Origin of the sequence: Paenibacillus solanacearum (assembly GCF_910593845.1) — a bacterium.
In the GTDB taxonomy this organism is placed as follows: Bacteria; Bacillota; Bacilli; order Paenibacillales; family NBRC-103111; genus Paenibacillus_G; species Paenibacillus_G solanacearum.
In genome coordinates this window covers 160,101-180,416 of the sequence record NZ_CAJVAS010000001.1, presented here as the reverse complement: position 1 = coordinate 180,416, position 20,316 = coordinate 160,101, and the positions used below count along the sequence as shown (strand labels likewise).

At 54.8% G+C, this 20,316-nt stretch carries 17 protein-coding genes; 3 read left to right on the top strand and 14 right to left on the bottom strand.

Translation table 11 applies throughout. From position 1 onward, the window contains the following. Window positions 1–101 precede the first annotated feature (101 nt). The gene (locus KXG62_RS00705) at window positions 102–1,058 is read left to right on the top strand and encodes an AraC family transcriptional regulator (RefSeq protein ID WP_218089978.1); all 957 of its coding nucleotides are present in this window, start codon (window positions 102–104) and stop codon (window positions 1,056–1,058) included. 233 nt (window positions 1,059–1,291) lie between these two features. Here KXG62_RS00705 and KXG62_RS00700 read toward each other — a convergent pair whose 3' ends face one another. The 6 genes from KXG62_RS00700 to KXG62_RS00675 all read right to left on the bottom strand — a co-directional run bounded on the left by KXG62_RS00700 (window position 1,292) and on the right by KXG62_RS00675 (window position 9,182). Continuing rightward, a complete protein-coding gene (locus KXG62_RS00700) occupies window positions 1,292–1,744 on the bottom strand; it encodes a GNAT family N-acetyltransferase (RefSeq protein WP_218089977.1) in 453 nt (150 codons plus the stop codon). Between the two features lie 190 nt (window positions 1,745–1,934). After that, window positions 1,935–2,867, bottom strand: coding sequence for a macrolide 2'-phosphotransferase (locus KXG62_RS00695; protein ID WP_218089976.1), 933 nt, complete (start codon window positions 2,865–2,867; stop codon window positions 1,935–1,937). Between the two features lie 366 nt (window positions 2,868–3,233). Continuing rightward, window positions 3,234–4,742: a UDP-N-acetylmuramoyl-L-alanyl-D-glutamate--2,6-diaminopimelate ligase gene (locus KXG62_RS00690; protein ID WP_218089975.1), complete on the bottom strand. Its 1,509-nt coding sequence runs from the start codon at window positions 4,740–4,742 to the stop codon at window positions 3,234–3,236. A 277-nt stretch (window positions 4,743–5,019) separates the two neighbouring features. Further along, a complete protein-coding gene (locus tag KXG62_RS00685) occupies window positions 5,020–6,024 on the bottom strand; it encodes a ComEC/Rec2 family competence protein (RefSeq protein WP_218089974.1) in 1,005 nt (334 codons plus the stop codon). A 306-nt stretch (window positions 6,025–6,330) separates the two neighbouring features. Then, complete coding sequence (locus tag KXG62_RS00680; protein WP_218089973.1) at window positions 6,331–7,647, bottom strand: ABC transporter substrate-binding protein; 1,317 nt, start codon at window positions 7,645–7,647, stop codon at window positions 6,331–6,333. A gap of 527 nt (window positions 7,648–8,174) precedes the next feature. Beyond that, window positions 8,175–9,182, bottom strand: coding sequence for a sugar phosphate isomerase/epimerase family protein (locus KXG62_RS00675; RefSeq protein WP_218089972.1), 1,008 nt, complete (start codon window positions 9,180–9,182; stop codon window positions 8,175–8,177). A gap of 497 nt (window positions 9,183–9,679) precedes the next feature. Between KXG62_RS00675 and KXG62_RS00670 the strand changes: the two genes are divergently transcribed. Next, window positions 9,680–10,417, top strand: a complete 738-nt coding sequence (locus KXG62_RS00670; protein ID WP_218089971.1) for a helix-turn-helix domain-containing protein — start codon at window positions 9,680–9,682, stop codon at window positions 10,415–10,417. Window positions 10,418–10,576: 159 nt separating this feature from the next. On the opposite strand, the gene KXG62_RS00665 is transcribed toward KXG62_RS00670, so the two are convergent. The 8 genes from KXG62_RS00665 to KXG62_RS00630 all read right to left on the bottom strand — a co-directional run bounded on the left by KXG62_RS00665 (window position 10,577) and on the right by KXG62_RS00630 (window position 18,765). Further along, entirely contained in the window at window positions 10,577–11,848 is a 1,272-nt protein-coding gene (locus KXG62_RS00665; RefSeq protein WP_218089970.1) for an MFS transporter, read from the bottom strand. A gap of 61 nt (window positions 11,849–11,909) precedes the next feature. Then, complete coding sequence (locus KXG62_RS00660; protein ID WP_218089969.1) at window positions 11,910–12,329, bottom strand: Rrf2 family transcriptional regulator; 420 nt, start codon at window positions 12,327–12,329, stop codon at window positions 11,910–11,912. A 107-nt stretch (window positions 12,330–12,436) separates the two neighbouring features. Further along, a complete protein-coding gene (locus KXG62_RS00655) occupies window positions 12,437–13,453 on the bottom strand; it encodes a glycosyltransferase family 4 protein (protein WP_218089968.1) in 1,017 nt (338 codons plus the stop codon). A gap of 394 nt (window positions 13,454–13,847) precedes the next feature. Further along, window positions 13,848–15,146 carry an ABC transporter substrate-binding protein gene (locus tag KXG62_RS00650; protein WP_218089967.1) on the bottom strand — a complete coding sequence of 433 codons (1,299 nt, stop codon included), beginning with the start codon at window positions 15,144–15,146 and terminating at the stop codon, window positions 13,848–13,850. Between the two features lie 24 nt (window positions 15,147–15,170). Next, window positions 15,171–15,911 carry a carbohydrate ABC transporter permease gene (locus KXG62_RS00645; protein WP_218090288.1) on the bottom strand — a complete coding sequence of 247 codons (741 nt, stop codon included), beginning with the start codon at window positions 15,909–15,911 and terminating at the stop codon, window positions 15,171–15,173. 126 nt (window positions 15,912–16,037) lie between these two features. After that, a complete protein-coding gene (locus KXG62_RS00640; RefSeq protein WP_218089966.1) occupies window positions 16,038–16,916 on the bottom strand; it encodes a carbohydrate ABC transporter permease in 879 nt (292 codons plus the stop codon). Beyond that, window positions 16,909–17,970, bottom strand: a complete 1,062-nt coding sequence (locus tag KXG62_RS00635; RefSeq protein ID WP_218089965.1) for an ABC transporter ATP-binding protein — start codon at window positions 17,968–17,970, stop codon at window positions 16,909–16,911. Before KXG62_RS00635 ends, KXG62_RS00640 begins: the two co-directional genes overlap by 8 nt. 33 nt (window positions 17,971–18,003) lie before the next feature. Further along, window positions 18,004–18,765, bottom strand: coding sequence for a DeoR/GlpR family DNA-binding transcription regulator (locus tag KXG62_RS00630; protein WP_218089964.1), 762 nt, complete (start codon window positions 18,763–18,765; stop codon window positions 18,004–18,006). A 451-nt stretch (window positions 18,766–19,216) separates the two neighbouring features. On the opposite strand from KXG62_RS00630, the gene KXG62_RS00625 reads away from it, so the two are divergent. Beyond that, entirely contained in the window at window positions 19,217–20,122 is a 906-nt protein-coding gene (locus KXG62_RS00625) for a helix-turn-helix transcriptional regulator (protein ID WP_218089963.1), read from the top strand. Window positions 20,123–20,316: the final 194 nt, after the last annotated feature.

The following is a 20,316-nucleotide window of genomic DNA, read 5'->3' as shown; positions in this document are numbered from 1 at the left end:
ATGCTGCTTTTTCATCCCCAAAACTCGTGATTACAGTGAAGTTAATTCCCTATATCGTGGTTTTCGTTTATCCCACAAGCCAAGTATAGAATATATTTGCCATGGTTTCTGCCTTTAATCTTGCCTTTTTAACAAAGAAAGCGGTTTACTTTGCTCTAACTTCTTGCTACAGTTTAAACGGAATATGGAGGAGGCTATCCATGGAATCGACAAGCGATTTGAGATACCAGACATTCCCGCTGGCAGGAATAGAGTTTTACCCTGAGGAAAATGTTGTAAGCTCTGAGGAAATGCGCCGTCCACATTATCATGAAATGTACGAGATCTACTATTTGATTTCGGGGGAGCGCAATTATTTAATCGGCAATAAAACATATAAGATTACGCCGGGGGATCTGGTGTTTATTCGTCCTTATGAAATCCATAGGGCGACAAATACTTCCGTGCTTTATCATGAAAGAATTGTGGTGCATTTCAGCAAAGAGTTTTTGGGCGAGAACGGTGCATGGGTGGATGACGAGCATTCGCCTTTTGCGACACATACCTCCGTCATCGCCTTGCCTTTGACTGTTCAGAAAAGAGTCGAGGAATTGCTGTACCGAATCAACAGCGAGTACCGCAAAAAAGAAAAAGGATTCGATACGCTCATTAAAGCAGCTTTGATTGAATTGCTGGTTACCAGCTTGCGGCTAAACAGGGATACGATGAACAAATCCTCTCATTACGTCACCCCGATGCACCAAAAAATTTCAAGCATGATCCGGTACATAAACGAAAATTACGAGAGTCCGCTAACGCTCGCATCGCTAGCCAAGCAGTTCCATATAAGTCCCTTCTATTTGAGCAGATTGTTTAAGAAAACAACCGGATTTACGTTCGTTGAGTACTTGTCGACGGTTAGGATAAAAGCGGCGCAAAAGCTGCTGCGGGAAACCAAATGGAAGGTAAGCTTCATAGCGGAGAAGATCGGATTCCAGGATTTGGCGCATTTCGGTAAATTGTTCAAAAAGACATCCAACTACACACCTCTTCAATATCGCAAAATGTGTAAAAAATGATGCCTACAGAGGGCAGTCAGGGAGGAGAAAACGATAAATCATCGGTGCTTCCGTGGAGGTGGAGCCCGAATCGCTGAGATAAGGATGAAGCAAAAGCATCCCGGTTGAACAATGAAGCTGGACGGCTCGCCGTCGCTTCCAGACGACGGGCCATCTTGTGTAAAAATTTTTTCGTACGTACCTCCTTCGACATGGAAAGGCGTCCAGCCGTGCTTTCTTCTCGCTTTCCCTTCTCAAATGTCCTGCGATAAACGCACCATGTCCACAACCTGTATGCCGTTCTCGTAGATCGGTTCATCGTAATGCCGCAGGAAAAAATCCCGGTCGACGCCGGTGATGCGGAACCCGCATTTTTGATAAAGCGCCAGCTGCCCTACGCCGGAATTGCCGGTGCCGATCTCGACTGTCTTGCACCCTTGCGCCTTCGCCGTCTGAATGGCGTGGTTCACCAGCCGCTTGCCTATGCCTTGGCCTTGATAAAGCTCATGAACCGCCACATTGACGATTTCCGCCGTATCCGGCCTTGTCGGCAGCAGCACGTACACGCCGACAACGGCGCCGTCCGCCTCCGCCACATAACATTCCCCTCGCTTCATATACTGCTCGACCAGTTGCTGCGACGGATCTGCAAGCAGCAGCAGCTCCATCGGCGGTTGTTCCTGCCTTGCTAACTTTCGTATTTCCACTAGCCTTCTCTCCTCCTACGTTCTGCGAACCTCTTTTATATCCAGGATTTGGATGATTATACCATTGATTTGATCGTTACAGCTACCATTTGCAGCCTGCATTTTGCTCTCGCCGCATGTCTGCAGCAAGCGAAAAGACCGCCGGCTTGCGCGGTCCCTATCGTCCTTGCTTTCGGACAGTCGCTTCTGGCTATTGTGCGCTCCAGCTCGCGATCATCCCTTTGGCCATCTCCATATCGGCCTCTTTTCCGGTCATGAGCGCGAACTTCGCGACCAGCGCCGGATAAGCCGCCCATTGCTCGGCGATATGCTCATGCATTCGGGGCCACACGATGCCTCCGGCCCGTTCATATCGGCCCAGCAAATCGCGCAGCCCTTCGTCGCCGAACAGCGCGTAGTAAATGACGAAGTCTTTGCCCGGATCGGCGACTTCCGCTTCGGTCCAGTCAATCAATCCGGTCACGCGCTGCGTTTCATCCACGAGAATATGCGGTGGATGCAAGTCGCCGTGGATGAGCGCCGAATGCCCGGGCCAGTACGAATCTGTGGTCAGCCACGCCTCCCACCGCGCCGCAAGCGGCTCGGGAATGACGAAGCTGCCCCGGATTTCTTCGATGTTCGCGGCAAAAGCGTCACGCGCCTCGCGCGGACTTCGAATGCGAGCGCCGGCTTCTCCCGCTGCCTGATGATCGATGCCGTGCAGCGCCGCCAGCGCATCTGCGAGCGAATCAAAGAACGCGTCCGTCAGCGACTCCGGTTCGTACAGCCAGGCGTAGCCTCCGGCTGCTGCGTCCACGGTCGCGACCGGCCGGCCGCCAAGCAGCGGATACGCGATCAGCTCCGGCGTGAAGATACGCCAATCGGGCACTTGAACCGGAAGGCGCCCGCTCACGAGCGCGAGCACCTTCCGCTCATTGACCGCCCGCTCCCATACATCGGCGCGTCTCGGCTTGCGCAGTACCCATGCGGTCCCGTCGTCATCGGTTGCAAACGCGACCCGAAAGTCCATCCCGGATTCGTTGATCTCCATTCGCTCCGCCTGCAGCATCAGTCCGTGCGCGCGGGCAGCGGCCGCCATCTCGGCAGCGTGCGTTACATTATCGTCTTGCTGCTGTATTGTCATAAGAACATTCGCTCCTTTTCCAAAATTAAAATAAAAAAGACACAGACGTCTCGCCGCCTGTGCCGATCGCAACCGAAAAAAAGGAATGTCCCGCCCCGTTCAATGGAAATCACAGGAACAGAGACCGACCGTTCCCGATTCGTACAGGAACAGCCTTTCTCGCCCTATGTGTTACCCTTGGGGTTATCCGTGTGAAGACAAACCAATCCCGATCGCTCTGCAGACACAGAGCCAGCAAGCGCAATTATTTGCATCGCTTTCTCAATCGGGAATAATCGATCACACGTAACCCTCCGTTCCATTTCAAATTATGCATACTTTACCATACCCTTCGCAGAAACGCAACCGTGCCAAATCTGCGATCTCCTAGCTTCCGGGGAGCCGGTCAATCGCTTCGCGGGCAATGTCCCGGTCATCGAAGTGAACGGTCGTCCCGCCTGCGATCTGATACGTCTCGTGTCCTTTCCCGGCAATGAGCACCACATCGCCTGGCTGCGCCCGCTGCACCGCACGCTGAATGGCCGCCGCGCGATCCGCGATCCGCTCGTACCGGTCGGGGCCGCAGCCTGCTTTGACCAGTCCCGCTTCGACATCGTCCATGATCGCTTCCGGGTTCTCCGAGCGCGGGTTATCCGATGTCAGAATGACATAGTCGCTATGCCTGGCAGCAACCGCCCCCATGACCGGCCGCTTCGTGCGGTCCCGGTCGCCTCCGCAGCCAAAGACGGCGATCACCTTCCCTTGCGCGAATTGTTTGATCGCGGACAGCGCGTTATCGAGGCCGTCGGGCGTATGCGCATAATCGACCAGCACAAGAAACGGCTGCCCTGCATCGACCGGTTCCATCCGGCCGGCGATCCCATCGAGCCGTTCCAGACTCCGCTGCACTTGCTCCAGCGTCAGCCCTTCCAGCAGACAGCTGGCGATCGCTCCCAAGGCGTTGTACACATTGAACTTCCCGAACAGCTTCATCGATACATAGGTCGAGCCGACCGGCGTCGTCACATGAAATCGAGTCCCTTGCGGAGTTACGCTCAGCTGGCTTGCCTTAATGTCCGCTTCCTTCTCAACACCGTACGTGATCACCTGCGCAGCCGTTAAGCCCGCATATTCCGCAGACGCGGCATCGTCCGCATTCAGCACGGCATAACTCGCATCGCGGGCTTCCGGGCCGTAAGCGTTGCCGAGCCGGGAGAACAGCAGCCCTTTGGCCGCTTTATACTTTTCCATCGAGTCATGGTCGTCCAGATGGTCCTGCGTCAAATTCGTGAACAGCGCCGTTCGAAAATCGATCCCTTTTACTCTGCCGGATTGCAAGGCGATACTCGCGACTTCCATCAGACAGTAGTCCGTTCCCGCCTCTCTCATTTTGCGGAAATACCGCTGCAGATCGACCGACTCCAGCGTCGTATGGATGCCGCCGAACTGCTGCTCTGCATCCACGGCTTCGCCCTTGATGCGAATGCCGATCGTGCCCATGACTCCCGTGGCGAAGCCGGCGTCCCGAAGCACTTGCTCGATCATATAGGTCGACGTCGTCTTGCCGTTCGTGCCGGTCACGCCGATGACACGCATCTCGCGGCTCGGATAGTCGAAGAAATGACTGGACACTCTCGCCATCGCGTCTCTGGCGTTGCTGACGACAATCTGCGGAATCGCAGCGTCCACCTCGCGCTCGACCAGCAGCGCAGCAGCTCCCCGTGCCACCGCTTCCTGTGCGTAAAGATGCCCGTCGAACGTACGGCCGCGAATGCATACGAACAAATCCCCGGGAGCCACCTTCCTGGAATCCATCTGGATGCCGGTTATTTCCGTCCGTTCATCGCCGCGGATGCCGCAAAACACTACGGTTGAAGCCAACTCCTGTAAGTTCATGCCCGTTCCCACCTGCCTTGTCGATTGTACCTCATTATATTCGCCTAATAGCGCAAATCATGCAATCGACGGTGGCTGACAGCCGACTGACGATTTGCTCATAGCAAAATGACCGGCGCGCGTGGGGTTCGACCGACCGCCGCGCAGCGTTGCAACGCGCACCTGGGATTGGCGCGCGTTGGAAAAGATGTGGACGTATAATAGGCTGTATGGATGTTGCATAGGAGGCTCGGGAGGCTGGACTAAAGCTTCTGCCGGGAGAAGCGCGGAACAAGCGCTATTTTACGGCAGGCCGGTCCTTCTCGGCGATCACCTTCATATGGCTGCCATCCGACGTGATCAGGATGTTGCCGTTCAAGCCCGTTGCGTACACGGCTGCGCCCTTCTTCTCGTAAGCCTTCAGCACTTCGCCGCGGTTGAACAAATTCATGCTGATCACGGCAACCTTCGGCGTTACGGCGTCGATGAACGTCGATGAAGAAGAAGTCGAGCTGCCATGGTGGGGAGCATGCACGAAATCGGTATCGAATTTTTTGCCATGCAGCGTCACGAGCTCCATCTCCTTGTCCTTGTAAATGTCCGCCGGGAACAGGAACGTGTTGTCCCGATACGTCATCTTGATCACGAGCGAGAAGAAATTGAGCGTAGTCGCATCATAATTCGTAACCGCCGCCGGCAGCGCACCTTTCTTCGGACTGAACACTTCGAACTTCAATTCCTTCCCCAGCTCGAACGTATCGCCCTCCTCCAGCATCGTGACCGGAATTTTCTTCTTCTCGACCTGGGCCATCGCATTGCGGTAAGCGCCGGATGACGGGAACGGCAGGTTCTCCATATAAAATGCTTTGGCGTCCTTCTTCTTCAATATTTCCGCATAACCGCCGATGTGGTCGGAATGCGGATGCGTATTGAGCGCAATATCAAGCGTATCGATGCCGAGCTGGTCCAGATAGCGGACGACCTGCCAGCCGGAATCCGCGATCCCCGCATCGATCAGCATCGTCTTCCCTTCGGGACTTGTGATCAGGATACTGTCCCCCGTCCCGACCTTCTGGTCCTTCAGATCGAAATAGCGAATCGTCAACTGGCCTTTATATTTCTCCTTGTCGAACACCTCGCCTGTCCGCAGCGGCGCCTCTTGCTTCTTCGCCTCCTGCGCCGCGGGAGCTGCCGCCGGTACGGGCTCCGGGTTGACCTTGGCGCAGGCGGCTGTGATCAATAGCGCGCCGATCGTGACCGCACCGGCCGCTTTGAGCCCGTGCTTTCGAATATACTGTTTCATTGCCGACCTTCCTCCTTAATGGCTGCTGCGCGTACAGCGATAAATTGAACAAGAGCTCCAATTCAGATCGATGTCACGTGATGTTTATCGCAGTGGCCATTTATTTAATCAATTTGATTTATTATCATCAGAGTACAATAACATGCCCCTATTTACAAGATCGATCTTCCGGATTTTGCGGCAAACGATCCCTATATTTTTGTAAAGCCGCACGCTTCTCCCGGCTTCGCCACGCGAACAAGCCCGCGCCCCCCGGTTCGCAACGAACGAGGTACGCAGGCTGCTGCCCCGCATGAGCTTGCCCGCTTAGCTGCCCTGCTCTTCGATCTTTTTGTTGACGCGCTCCGCCGCCTGCTTCAAGGCCGTGTTGACATCCGTTCCGCTGAGCACATCGTTCAACGCGCTCAGCATCTCCACGTCGGCGATATTCTGGTATTTCCCTTTCGGCGTCGGAGCGGCGAACGCTTGCGGATACAGGGAGCGTATATTTTTCCCTTTGAGCACCGGCACGTCGGTTCCGAATTGTTTCATAATACTCGGGTCCCTTAGAATCGGCCCGTTGCCGGTCTTGATGCTGTCGAGCTGCCACTCGTCGCTCGTCGCGTACGCCAGCACCCGGAACGCCATCTCGCGGTTTTTTGTCAGCTTCGTCATGTACATGTATCCCGGGTAGCTTTGCGGTCCAACGCCCGGTTTGTCCGGCAGGAACGGAATCTGAACGACGTCCCAGTTGACTGCGTCCTTGAACAGCGACGAGCCGCTGCCGCTCGTCGTCATGACCATCGCCGACGTCTTGTCCTTGTAGAACGAATCGGTCTGGGAAGCGAGCGCATATTTGTTGTTGGGAACGCCATTGCCCGGTATTTGGTAGAAACGGGCCAAATTTTCGAAGGCTTGTCTGAACGTATCGCTCGTAAAATTCGCCTTATTCGTCTTCGGATCAATCGATACGGCGCCGGATTGATTCATCAACATCAAGTGATTGAACGACATGGTGAGTCCCTTGTACTGAACGCCACCCTCGTTACGGGTCATCCGCTTCGCCAGATCGTACAGCTCGTCCCACTTCATCCCGTCTTTCGGATAAGGGATGCCGAATCGGTCGAAGATGTCTTTGTTATAGTATAAGGTGGCCGAGCTCGTGCTGATGGGCAGGCCGTAAATGCCCCCGTTTGCCATTTGCCGCTGAATTTCGACAGAGGTCGGCTCCAGCCGGTTCAAATCATACTTTTGCAGCTTGATTTGGTCGCTGATGTCCGTTTCGAGCTCGGAGGCCAGCAAATAGGACGGCGTCGTCCCGACCGAGCCAATGACGATATCGAACGGCTGCTTGATCGAGAGCAGCTCCTTCAAATGCTGCTCGTTTTTCAACACGACATACTTGATCGTAATGTTCGGGAATTTCGCTTTGATTTTGTTGCCGTACAGCTGCATGAACGACTCTTCCGAAAAATTACCCGTCAGCTGTGCAAATACCATCTCGACAGGCTCATCCGCAGCTTTCGGCGCTGCGCCGCCCGAACTGCTCTTCACTTCCGACGTGCCCGCTCCTGAACACGCCGTCAACGACAAGGCGGCTGCAGACAGCAGAATGGATGCATTTCTCCAATGACTTCTTTTCATATAACGCGATCCTCTCCATTTCATATTCGTTATGTAAACTAAGAACATCATGAAAGCATCTGTTGGAGTATGTCGTGGTACGCGGATCATCACTGCGGATAACCGGATCGGGCTTGAGATCGACAGTTATGCAGCGGTGAAAAGGCACTCGTTAAGCGGGACATGCATAAGGCGGACAGTTCTGAGCTGAATGTGGGACTTGTTGTTGCGGATAGTGAAGGGGCGTAGAAATCTTTTATCGATACATGTATGTAAGTTGTATTATTATTGCTGCTCTCATAGTATCGTATTTTCATAGATTTGTAAATGTCATTCCTGCGTTCATTGTTGTTCCTGCATTCATTTGAGCGATGTGATTTTACTTGGTGCTTCCCTGTACTTCTCTGGGACCGGTCCGGTCTTCTTATTCGCCGCCCCCTTGTATTCCTCAGGGTACATTTCTGCTCCGCACATATGCTGTAACATCAAAAAAACAGTCGGCAATCCACGATTCCTCCCGGAATCCGGTTGCCGACTGTCTTATATGATCAGGAATGCTGTTTGATGGTTCCACTCGCGTAAGGGTCAAGCCGGATCGGGGCGGCCCCCGCTCTGCCCCTGTTGCGCGGAGCCGTCTTGGCCCGGAAGCGGGGCGGCTGAAGCGAAAGTAAATATTGGCCCGCGTCATGCGCCAAGCGGAGCGCGTCCTGCTTCAGCGGCGCTGGCAACCGATCGGTCGCACCGTACGCTTCGAGCGTCAAATCGCCTTCGTAGCGGATATCCCCCAGCGCCCTCATGACATCCTCCCACGGAACGGTTCCCATGAACGGAAGCAGATGCGAATCCGCCTCTCCGAAGTTGTCGCTGACGTGCGTCGCTTTGAGCAGCTTGCCGATCTGCCCGAGCGCTTCGGCCGGGTCGTATTTCATCCGGTGCGCATGTCCGAAATCCCAGCAGATGCCTACGGCTTCGTCGTGAAATGATTGCACCAGGTCGATCAGCTCCTCGTAGGAAGCGGTATACCGGCGCTGAGGCGCAGGGCCAACGATATCGCACATATTCTCAAAGGCGATGCCGACGCCAAGCCGCTTAGCCAGCTCCAGATGCGGACTGTAATAAGCGATCGTCTCCTGCTTGGAGGCTTTGGACGACCGGGCGGCGCCATTGCCGTCGTAGGCTGTAAATCCGTGAACGACAGCCCATTGAACGCCCAAGGCGCTGCTGGCGTAATAGGCGCGTTCACACATCGTTTCAAACCAGGCGCGAAGCTGCGGATCGGTATAATACGGGTCCGCCGGATGAATCGGTTCGTAGAACGGCATATGAGACTGCGAGAATTCGATCCCGAGCTTGTTCGCTTCGTTGCCGATCGCTTCGAATTGCCACTCCCAATCATCCCGGGTCAAAAAAAACGCTGGATGGCGCACGAAGCGAAAGTCGATATCCATTACGCGGAAGCCGGCTTCGGCGCAGCGCCGAATGCACTCCAGCGTATCCGTCAGCGGTCCGCCATTGCGATTCACCGTGAATATGTTCGTCGATGTAGAAAGGCGCACGGGTATCCCTCCGAGTTGGTATCTATTTCATCATACCGGGACGCACCGATCTTGAACATACAGTATTGATGCACAGCGGTATATATTTTATTTCGCAACGGCTGGCTTCTTGGCGGCGCGTAAAGGCTGCATTCCCGCCGCCGATTCTTTCGCCTTTGCTCGCTTCTTCCGATTTTACGGCCTCCGTTCGCACCATCGCCGCTAGATTCAGCTCCGCGCAAAGATCGGATGCTCAAGGATCGGGCCTCTGTTTTTTGGCAAAAGTGCTGCAACGACGCCCGAAATATGAGAGAATAAAGACAATCGCGGCCGAGCGCCCGATCATTCGCCGCACTCCCCGAGGAGCGCGCGGCAGCGCGACGGCAATGCGATGATTCACGCAGAATGGACATGATTTCTACTTGCATCCGAGGTGAATGATGGACGAGCAGCCATTATGGAATCAGACCTTGCAGCTTGTTTCCCATACGTACTGGGAACGAAAAGAAAGGTTTAAAATGAATACGGATACGTATCCGACATGGGTGGCATTTGCCGTCGAGTCCGGCGAGTTCGAATACCGGATCGGCGAGAAGAGCGGAATGGTCGGCCCCGGAGAGCTTATCTTTTGTCCGCCGGGCCATGGGTTCGAGCGTGAGGCGCTGTCCCCGATGGCGCTTCATTTCGTCGCCTTTGAATTTGGCGACCCGCTGCCACCGAGTGTCGACATTCCGATGCCGTCGCTCAAATCGCAGCCGACGGACGGCAAGCGCTTCGCGTCGAATTTGGCATACTTGCGCAAGCTTCATCTGGCCATCGACTCGCGCAGCTTGCAGCGGAAGCAGTCGATGCTCAACGATATGTGGCAGCTCGCCTGCGACGAATGGTATACGGAATCGAAGCAGGACGGTCTCGACGGCTTGACCGATTCCGAAGACGAGCTGATGAACCGGGCGGCCAAATGGCTGTACGACCGGGCGTACACGCCGTTCGGCATGACGGAGCTGTCGGGTTGGCTCGGCCTTAGCCCCGTCCAGTTCACCCGCCGCTTCCAGAAGGCGTTCCACATGACGCCGTCGGAGCTTGTCCGCACGCTGCGCATACGGAAAGCGGCCGGTCTGCTGCTGGACACGGATCTGACGCTGGAGCAGATCGCCGAGCGCTGCGGCTACGAGAACGGCTTCTACTTAAGCCGCGTATTCAGCCGCTGCATGAACATGAGCCCGTCGAAGTACCGCGAGCAGAATCGGGTATGACCGGCGGCATAACGTTCAAAGACTCCGGGACCATCCCGGAGTCTTTGACATGCGACGCGAATATGCGATGTCGACACGCGATGCGTGCCGCCCCGGTCGCGCCGGCACGCATCACCGATTGACCGTCATCATGCCCGATGCTCCGGCACGATAACCCGGTTATGCGTTAACGGATGGGACGGCAGAACGGACGCGCTGAATTTTGACGGCCATCAAGGAAGCGAACAAGCATACGAATCCAGCCAGCATGAAAGGCACCGTGTAGCTGCCGAGCAGATCCCGCATGGCGCCCGCTCCGTAAGCTGCAACCGAGGCGCCAATCTGGTGAGCGACGACGACCCAGCCGAAGATCATGCCCGCCCGTTCTTTCCCGAACGTATCCGAAGCGATTCGGACAGTCGGCGGCACCGTCGCGATCCAATCCAGCCCGTAAAATACGGCGAATATAAGCATTTGCGTATAGCCGAGCCCCAGTGCGGTCGGCAAAAATATCAGCGACAGTCCGCGGAGGCCGTAATACCAGAACAGCAGCCACCGGCTGTCGAAGCGGTCGGACAGCCAGCCGGACAGCGTCGTGCCGACCAGATCGAACACGCCCATCAGCGCCAGCAGCGAAGCCGCTGCCACGATCGGGATGCTGTAATCGCCGCAGGCGGGAATGAGATGCGTACCGATCAGCCCGTTGGTCGAGAAGCCGCAGAAGAAGAAGGTGCCGGCCAGCAGCCAGAAGGTGACGCTCTTCGAGGCGGAAGCCAGGGCACGCAGCGGTTCGAGGAACAAATGGCCGCGGAACGCTGCGGGCTTGACGACTTCCTCCGTTCCGAGCGCAGCGGCTCCGACGTCATACGGGTGATTCCGCATCCAGACGGCCACGAGCGGAATCAAGACGATAATGACCGCGATCGTCGCGTATACGGCAGGCCGCCAGCCCCATTCTACCGTAATGCGGGCGAGCAGCGGCAGGAACAGCAGCTGGCCGGTCGCCGCACTCGCCGTAAGCATCCCGACAACAAGCCCCCGGTGCTTGACGAACCAGCGATTGGCAACCGTCACGCCGAGCACGTTAGCCAGCATCCCGGTGCCGAGGCCGACGGCGATGCCCCACAGCACATCGAACTGCCATACCGCCGTCATGAACGGCGTCAGCGATAAGCTTGCAGCCAGCAGCAGCAGCGAAGCCACGACCATCTTCCGTATGCCGTACCGCGCCATTAATGAGGCGGAGAACGGCCCCATCAGGCCGTATAGGAAGATTTTGATCGAGGCGGCGCCCGATACGGCAGCACGATCCCAGCCGAACTCCTGCTCGAACGACAGCATCAACACGCTCGGGATCGAATTGATTCCAGCGGACACCAGCAAAATCAGAAAAGTAATCCCGACGACGTACCAGCCGTAATATAGTTTGGAACGCTTCGATTCCGTCTCCATGTTGAACCACTCCTATTTATAATCTGTATCAAAAAACATTACAGTAATATCAAAAAAAATATTATGCTCTGGACTGCCGCTCGACGCGCGCAAGAATGTCCGCAATCGTATAGTTTCTCAAATAATGGCCGACCTGGTCCTCCAGATCGAGAAAAATGCCGTCCATCGCCTTCTCGATATTCGATCCGATTAAGCACTGCGGGTTCGGATTCGGGAATTTCGGCTTGATCGAGCCTTCCGACGTCAGCACATACAATTCGTCCAGCGTCACTTGATCCGGCGCGCAGTTTAGCTCGAACCCCCCTTTGGCTCCTTCCCTCGATTTGATATAGCCTTTTTTGCGGAGCAGGCTTAGCACTTTGCGCACTCTTACCGGATGAACGGATACGCTTCTGGCGATGCGGTCGCTCGGCGCGACGCGTTCCGGCAAATGCGCCAAATAGGAAAGACTATGTACCGCAATCGTAAAATCACTGTTCATGACTGAAAGCCCCTTTCGCTGTAACTATAATAATATTTATTACAGTTACAACTGTCAAGATGGTCCATCCTCTTTTTTTATCGCTCATTGAAAAAACAGCCTTTCTGCTATCGGCGCAGAAAGGCTGTTTTCGAATTGCGTCGCGTTATTACGCGACGATAAATTTTCAAATAGCGGTCGGTCATTTTCGCTGTCGTAAACCGGGACAGAACGTACCGGCGAAGCGCCCGGGGCGCGGGGAAGCGGCCCGACTGCACTTTCCTGATCATTTCCTTGACGCTCTTGCACACAAGTCCGGGGAACCCGGCCATAACCTCAGGAACGGCTCCGTTATTCAAAGCGACAACCGGCGTTCCGCATATCATCGCCTCGATCATCACAAGGCCGAACGGCTCCTCCCACAACGTCGGAAACAATAAGCATTTGGCATGCTTCAGCAGCTTCTGCTTCCGTTTGCCGCCGACAGCTCCGACATATTTAATATTCGGATTATTCCTTATTCTCGGCACGATCTTTTTCGTATACAGCGCAAAATCTTTGATCGGTCCGGCAATCAACAGCTTCTTATTCGTTCTCTCAGCGATATGAATCGCCTGTAAAATGCCTTTCTCCTCCAGCACCCTCCCCATAAATAGCAGGTAGTCGCCTTTGCGCTCGCTAAACTCATATTCTTTCGGGTTAATTCCGTTATAGACGTAATATCCCCGGTTTCCTCCCATTACCTTTCTTGCCCTTTTGCTTACGTAAACCGGATTGGATACCCGGTGCTTCATAGGCAGATGATACGTGCAAACGACCGGGATCGGGAGCTTCGCACGCCCCAATGTAGAGGGGAACGTATGGTCATGAATAATATCCACCTTGCGGGGCATCTTCCGCAATACAAAGCCCAGGATACGGTCTCCCGTCACCTGTTTCGGAAACGGAATATCGCGCGCCCTCGTTCGGGTTCCGCGTGCCGCAAACAAACTGACGCGGTGACCGCGCCGAACCAATTCTTGCGTAAGCTCATAGACGACCTTCTCCGTTCCTCCCTGATTGGTCGGCGGCAGCGGATTGGCGTCGGGAGCATTGGATATGACTTGGACGATGTTCAACTTTTTTGCCTTTTTCACATACCCCATCCTTCCTTCATGTCCATCCCGCTTTTTATATATGCGGTGCGAGTGTACGACGTTCACATATACGTACTCTATTCACGCCGGAACGCCTCCTTCGCGGTGAATGCCTACGGTCGCCGAATAATCATTATGTTTTTTATGATAACAGGAGAAATTTGACTAGAATCTTACATTTTCCTTCTATTAAATTCCATATATACATTACCGTTCCATGGTCGCGTTTCTGTATCGACGATCCTGACTTAGAAGTCTTGGTTCACAATATCGCAGTTCGCTTTAAAGCGTTAGCGGACTTAAACATTCTGGCGTACATAAAGAAGCAGGCCTCGCATGAAGGCCCGCTTCTTTATTGACTGCATTGCTCCGATCGTTCCGCCGACCGGCAGCTCCGCGCCGCTTATTTGGACAAGATCCGATCCGCTTCCTTCTTGAACGTATCGAGCGTCGATTGAATGTTTTTGCTGTCGTACAGGATCGCTTCCATCGCCTTGAAAAATTCGTTCATGACTTCCGGCCACGCGACGTGCTTATTCGTATCGACTGCGTATTGGAGCTGGTCGTAGGCGACTTTGCGGTTCGGTTCCTTCGCCCACAGATCCTTGATTTCTTTCGATTCCACCATCGCCTTCGTGTAAGGCAAATATCCCGAATCAAGCACGAACTGCAGCCCGCCCTTCGGATCGGTAGACATCCAGCGCAGAAACTCCCATGCCGCGTCTTTGTTTTTGGACGAGGACAGCATCGCTACGTTCGCTCCGCCTGTCGGGTTCGCGTACACTTTGTCTTTCGGCAGGAACGCCGTGACGTAGTTGAACTGCACGGTACTGGCCAAGCTGCCGATGCTTCCCGTCGACCCGTACAAAATGCCGACCTTCCCGCTCACGAACATCTGGTTCGTAATGTTGCCGGAATCTTTGGCCGGAGGGTAGTAGAAGCCGCCGCTGTTCTGCAGATCCTTCAGGAAGCTGAATACTTTGACACCCACCCCGTTGTCGTAAAAGCCGATCGACTTGCTGTTGTCGCTGAAAAATTTGCCTCCCGCCTCCGTAATCATCGCAATCGGATACCATGTGTCATACGGCATCGTCATCCCGTAGCGCTTCGTTTCCCCATTTTCTTTAATGACCAGCGCATTGGCGACTTTCTTCAATTCGTCCCATGTCGTCGGAACGGCGAGCCCTTTCTCGTCGAGCATCGATTTGTTGATATGCAGGATCGGCGTAGAGCGGTTGAACGGCAGCGCGACCAGCTTCTTATTGAACGTGGAGTGACCCATCAAGCCCGGCGTGAACAAGTCCGCGCTCAGGTTCGATTTTTTCAGATGCGGCGTCAAGTCTTCCAGCACGTCGGCATCCGAGAACAGCTCAACGTAGGCGCGCTCGAGCATCGTCACGTCCGGGGCGGTCTTCGCCGCCACCGCCTGCTGCAGCTTCGTCACCGTTTCATCGTAGCTGCCCTGGAACGACCCGACCACCTCAATGTTCGGATGGGCATCGTTGAAGCGTTTGATCATGGCGTCGATGTATTCGCCGTTCTTCCCGCCGAGCGAATGCCAGAACTGGACGGTCGATTTGCCGCCTTTGGCCGGATCTCCGGCCGGGGCTTTCTCTGCGCCCGTGTCGGTGGCAGGCTGCGAGCAGCCCGCGAGCAGACTCAAGATCAAGGTCGAGCTCAATACGGCTTGCTTTTTGTTCATTGCAGTTGACCTCCTATAGTATCTTTATTTGATTCCCGAATACACGAACGCCTTCACGATTTGCTTCGAGCAGAATACGTACACGATCAGGATCGGCACGACCAGGACGACGTTGCCCGCCATAATCGTATGCCAGTTGCTGATCCCTTCCGTCTCCCGCAGCTTGGCAATGCCCATCGTCAGCGGCCGGACCGCAGCCGAATCGGTCATCACAAGCGGCCAGAAGTAATCGTTCCAATGGCTGACGAAGCTGAACAGCGCGATCGTCGCCAGCGCCGCCCGGGACATCGGGATCATGAGCTTCATCATAATTTTGAATTCGCTGGCGTTATCCAGACGCGCCGCCTCAATCAGCTCCTGCGGAATTTGCATGAAATATTGCCGCAGCAGGAAGATGCCGAAGGCGCTGGACATGAACGGAATGATTTGCGGCAGCAGCGTCTTGATGATCCCCCAGTCCGCGAGCATCAAATAGACCGGGATAAAGGTCACTTGCCCCGGAATCATGAAGGCCAGCAAAATCAAGCTGAACAGCATGTTTTTTCCGGCGAAATTGTATTTCGCAAACGCATAGGCCGCCGGAATCATCACCACCAGCTGGATCGCGATGATTGAACCGGTGATCATGATCGAGTTTTTGGCATACGTCAAAAACGGACCGGCGTTCATGGCGTCGGCAAAGTTAATCCACTGCGGCGATGCCGGAATCCACGTGGGCGGAAAAGACAGCGTCTCCTCGAATGTTTGCAGCGAGGTGGATATCATCCACAAGAACGGGAACACAAACACGAGCAATATCGCTGCCTTCAACACAAATTCGAGCGTCGACCGGAGCCAGTTCAAATCGTATATTTTCAAGACGGGAACCCCCTTTCGTTGTCCGGCATCGTATTATTGGTAATGGACCCTTTTGGCCAGCAGCCGGAAATACACGAACGTCAGCAATCCGATCACGGCCATCAGCACGACGCCGGTCGCCGCCGAATACCCGATGTTCGTCGTCCGAAAGCCGTAAATATAGTAGACGATCGTCTTGGTCGCATCGTTCGGGCCGCCGCCCGTCATCACCTGAACGGTATCGAACACCTTGAAGGAGCCGATCGTCATGATGACCAGAATGAAAAACAGCTGCGGCGAAATGAGCGGAATCGTAATTTTCCAGAACACCTTGGACCGGCTCGCATTGTCGAGCGCAGCCGCCTCGTAAATACTCGGCGGAATGCTTTGCAGCGCCGCCACGATAATGAGCGTGAAGTAGCCGATATTTTGCCAGACGGCGACGATAATGACCGACATCATCGCCGTTTTGGAGCTTTGCAGCCACTGCGACGTCGGCAAGCCGAACGTCTTCAGCAAATAGTTGAGCAAGCCATGACTCGGCTCCATCAGCCACAGCCACACCAGCGAGATCGACACGATGGAAACGATATGCGGCGTGAAGATACCCGCCTGCACGAACGCATTCATTCGGGTCTTCTTGTTCAGCCACACGGCTATGACAAGCGACAGCAGGATCGTCAGGACAACGACGCTGACCGTATAGACGACCGTATTTCCAAGCGCCTTGTAAAAGTCATCCCGCGACAGCACCTCGGCAAAATTATCGAAACCGACGAATTTGCTTTTGTCTTTGTTGAGCAGGTTGTATTTGTAAAAGCTCAAATAAATCAAATACAGCACCGGATAAATGACGAAGAGCACGATGCCGGTCATCGCCGGAAAAATCATGACGTACGGACGAAGCGTCTCCCACAGCTTTCGTTTATCCATGCGCCGCCACCCCGGACAGGAGCGCATTCAGATACCCGCCGAACCGGGCGTCGCTCGGATCGATGCGCTTCTCGTCTGCCGCAAAAAAGTACAGCTTCGAGGCGTCCACGCCAAGATATACGTGCTGGTCGACCGAGAACAAATCCTGCGTGCTTTTCACCATGAACGAATGCCGGCCGCTGCGGACCTGATACAGCGTTTCCGAGCCGAGCATTTCTCTGGTGACGATCGTTCCCTGTATGGCATATTCAGTCTCGCTGCGAGGCTCGCCGGACAGCTCGGCGCTTTCCGGCCGGAATCCGAACCGGACGCCGTCGATCCCGAGTTCGCCGACGTTCATTGGCGGAACGCCGATAAACTGGGCCGCAAACAAGTTGCTCGGCTGCCGGTAGATCACTTCCGGCTTCGCCTCCTGCTGGATTTGCCCTTGATTCATCAGCACGATCGTATCGGCCATCGACATCGCTTCCACCTGGTCATGGGTCACATAGACGAACGTTGTGCCCAGCTTCTTGTGCATTTCGATCAGCTCGATGCGCATTTGCGCCCGAAGCTTGGCGTCCAGGTTAGACAGCGGTTCGTCCATTAGAAACACGGACGGCTTCTTGACCATTGCCCGGGCGAGCGCAACGCGCTGGCGCTGCCCGCCGGACAGCGTGGACGGCTTGCGGTCCAAATACGGCTGTAAGCCGACCGTTGCACTGACCGTTTCTACGAGGCGGGTCCGCTCCTCTTTTTCGACCTTGTTGTTTTTCAGGCCGAATTCGATGTTTTCCCGCACCGACATCGTAGGATAAATCGCATAGTTCTGGAATACCATCGCCACGCCTCGCTGCCCCGGGGCCACGCGCGTTACGTCCTTGCCGCCGATCAGCACGGAGCCGGACGTTTGCGGATCGATGCCGGCTATCATGCGGAGCAGCGTCGTCTTGCCGCAGCCGGAAGGACCGACGAGTACGGTAAATTTCCCGTCTTCGATCTTCAAGTCCAAATCCTGGATGACTACATTTTTGTCAAACGCCTTGGTCACGCGCACAAACTCGATGGATGCCATGTTCATTCCCCCTCCTCTAATGGACCGCTGTCTTCAAACCGCGTACACCTTGATTCCCTGCTCGACAAACGGCTTGAGCTTAATGTCCTCCGTCTCCGCCCCCGTGATGAGCGTATGAATCGAACTGTTGGGGGCGACGGTATGAAGCGACAGCTTGCCGATTTTACTATCGTCGGCGACGACGACGATTTCGTCAGCGACCGCGATCATCGCCTGCTTGGCCGTGACAAGCCGCGCTTCCGGGTGCATTAAGCCATACTTCGGATGGAGCGCAGGCGTGCCGATGAACGCCTTCTCGACATGCAGCGACCGCAGTACATGCTCGGTGAACATGCCGTTGAGCATGTAACTGGAAGGATACAGCTCCCCGCCGGTCAAGATCACGTTCACCATCGGCGCGTCGCGCAGCTCCGCAGCGACATTCATGTCATTCGTAATGACGGTAATATGGGCGCGATGCACGAGATGCTTCGCGATATGCAGCGTCGTCGTCCCGGAATCGATAATGACATTCTCCCCGTCCGCTACGAGACTGGCCGCCATCTGGCCGATGCGCGCCTTCTGGTCCAATTGCTGGATCGCTCTCTCGCTGAAGCTCTGTTCATGATGCGTCCACTGCTCCAATATAACGCCGCCGTGCGTTCGTCTTAAAAAACCCTCCTGTTCCAGCTCCGTCAGATCCCGGCGGATCGTTGCCTCGTGCACGCGAAATTGTTGGGCAAGCGCGGCAATCGTGGCCATGCGTTGCTGCCTGACATACTCCACAATCCGCAGCTTTCTTTCGACCGCTAACACCTTCATCTCTCCTTTGGGTTCAATCGGATGGCAAAAGTGCGGATTTTTTCAATGTTTTGTTTATTTGTGTTCGTTTCCAAGTCATACAGCGAAAGGATCAACGGGGTATTCAGCCCACATGTCGAATAAGTAAAGCGGAAGCGAAGCATGCCGTCTGCCTATCCCCCTTTTTGCAGCAGCGGCGCAGTTATCCCAGCCCTGCTGAAACGCTTTCATATTTCAAGTTCAAGCCTCTCTTATCCATGGTGCGGCCTTGGAAGCATTCGAAGCTGCATGCCGTTCAATCCTGCTTACTTTTGTTCATTTTTAAGCTTCTTGATACCACATTATGTTCTTGCGATTGCAAGTATGAATAAAAACCTCTCATGAACACGAACCTCTTTGTTGAACGGCGCGGACATTCGGATTAATATAATAGAGAAACGAACATCGCCATAGGACGTGCGACTCGATGAAAATTCCGGTTTACCGATGGAAAGTCGATTATTTGACCCGTTATTCCGATTTCAATCCGCTGCTGCTATTCGCGCAAAAATACGAGTTTACGCCGCAGGAATATTGTCCGCTTCGCCTATGCTACGCCCATGCGGTCATCCTCATCGAAGACGGCTGCGGCACGCTGCTGCTGAACGGGAAGGAGCACAGACTTCAGCCCGGTTCGCTTGTATATATCGCCGCCGGACTCCCCCATCAGTGGGTCACTGACGAGCGGGAGCCGATGGTGCACCGCTGCGCTTACTTCGACTGGCGCTATGTCCATCGGCCGGAGTTTCATTACCAGCGCGATTATTTCAAAGGCGCGGACAGGCCTTTTATGGAGGAACGTGCCAGCTCCATGCCCGGACTTCAGCTGCATCAGGTGATGAAAGTGAATAACATCGCCTTGTGGCTGTCGTATTTCAACGCCTTCACGCAACCCCCCTCGATTCTCGGCGTCCGCAGCCCGATCGAGTCGCTGCAATATAACGCCGCGTTCCAGACCTTCCTGCACCATTACTTGACGCTGGCAGCGCGGAACGACGCTTGGTGCGACCCGAGAATTGCGCAGCTGCTCGACAAAATCGACAACGCGCCGCTGGAGCAGGCGGAGTCGGAATTGTACGTATGGGCCAAGGGACTGGGGATGGGGCGCAGCCGCTTTCATCACCTGTTCAAGCAGGAGACCGGCCTCACTCCGCATGAATACATCCAGCGCCGGAGGCTGCACCAGGCAGCGGACGATTTGACCGAAACCGACTTGACCGTGACCGAAATCGCGCACAAGCACGGCTTCTCCTCCATCCACTATTTCTCCAAGGCGTTCAGCCATGCCATGGGCATCTCACCGTCGCAATACAGGCAGCAGCGGCTTCGGTAGCCGCATATGAAATGCAAAAGGGAACCTCGCCCGTGCAGGTTCCCTCCGTGAATCGGTCTCAGCATGCTGAAACGGACTGTATATGTATGACCCCTCGTTCGACCTCGCATTCATTCGACACATTACTTCAATTTTCTACACGTTTCACTCTAATTATCTTTGCAACTGTCGACAAATACCTATATAATTTTCAC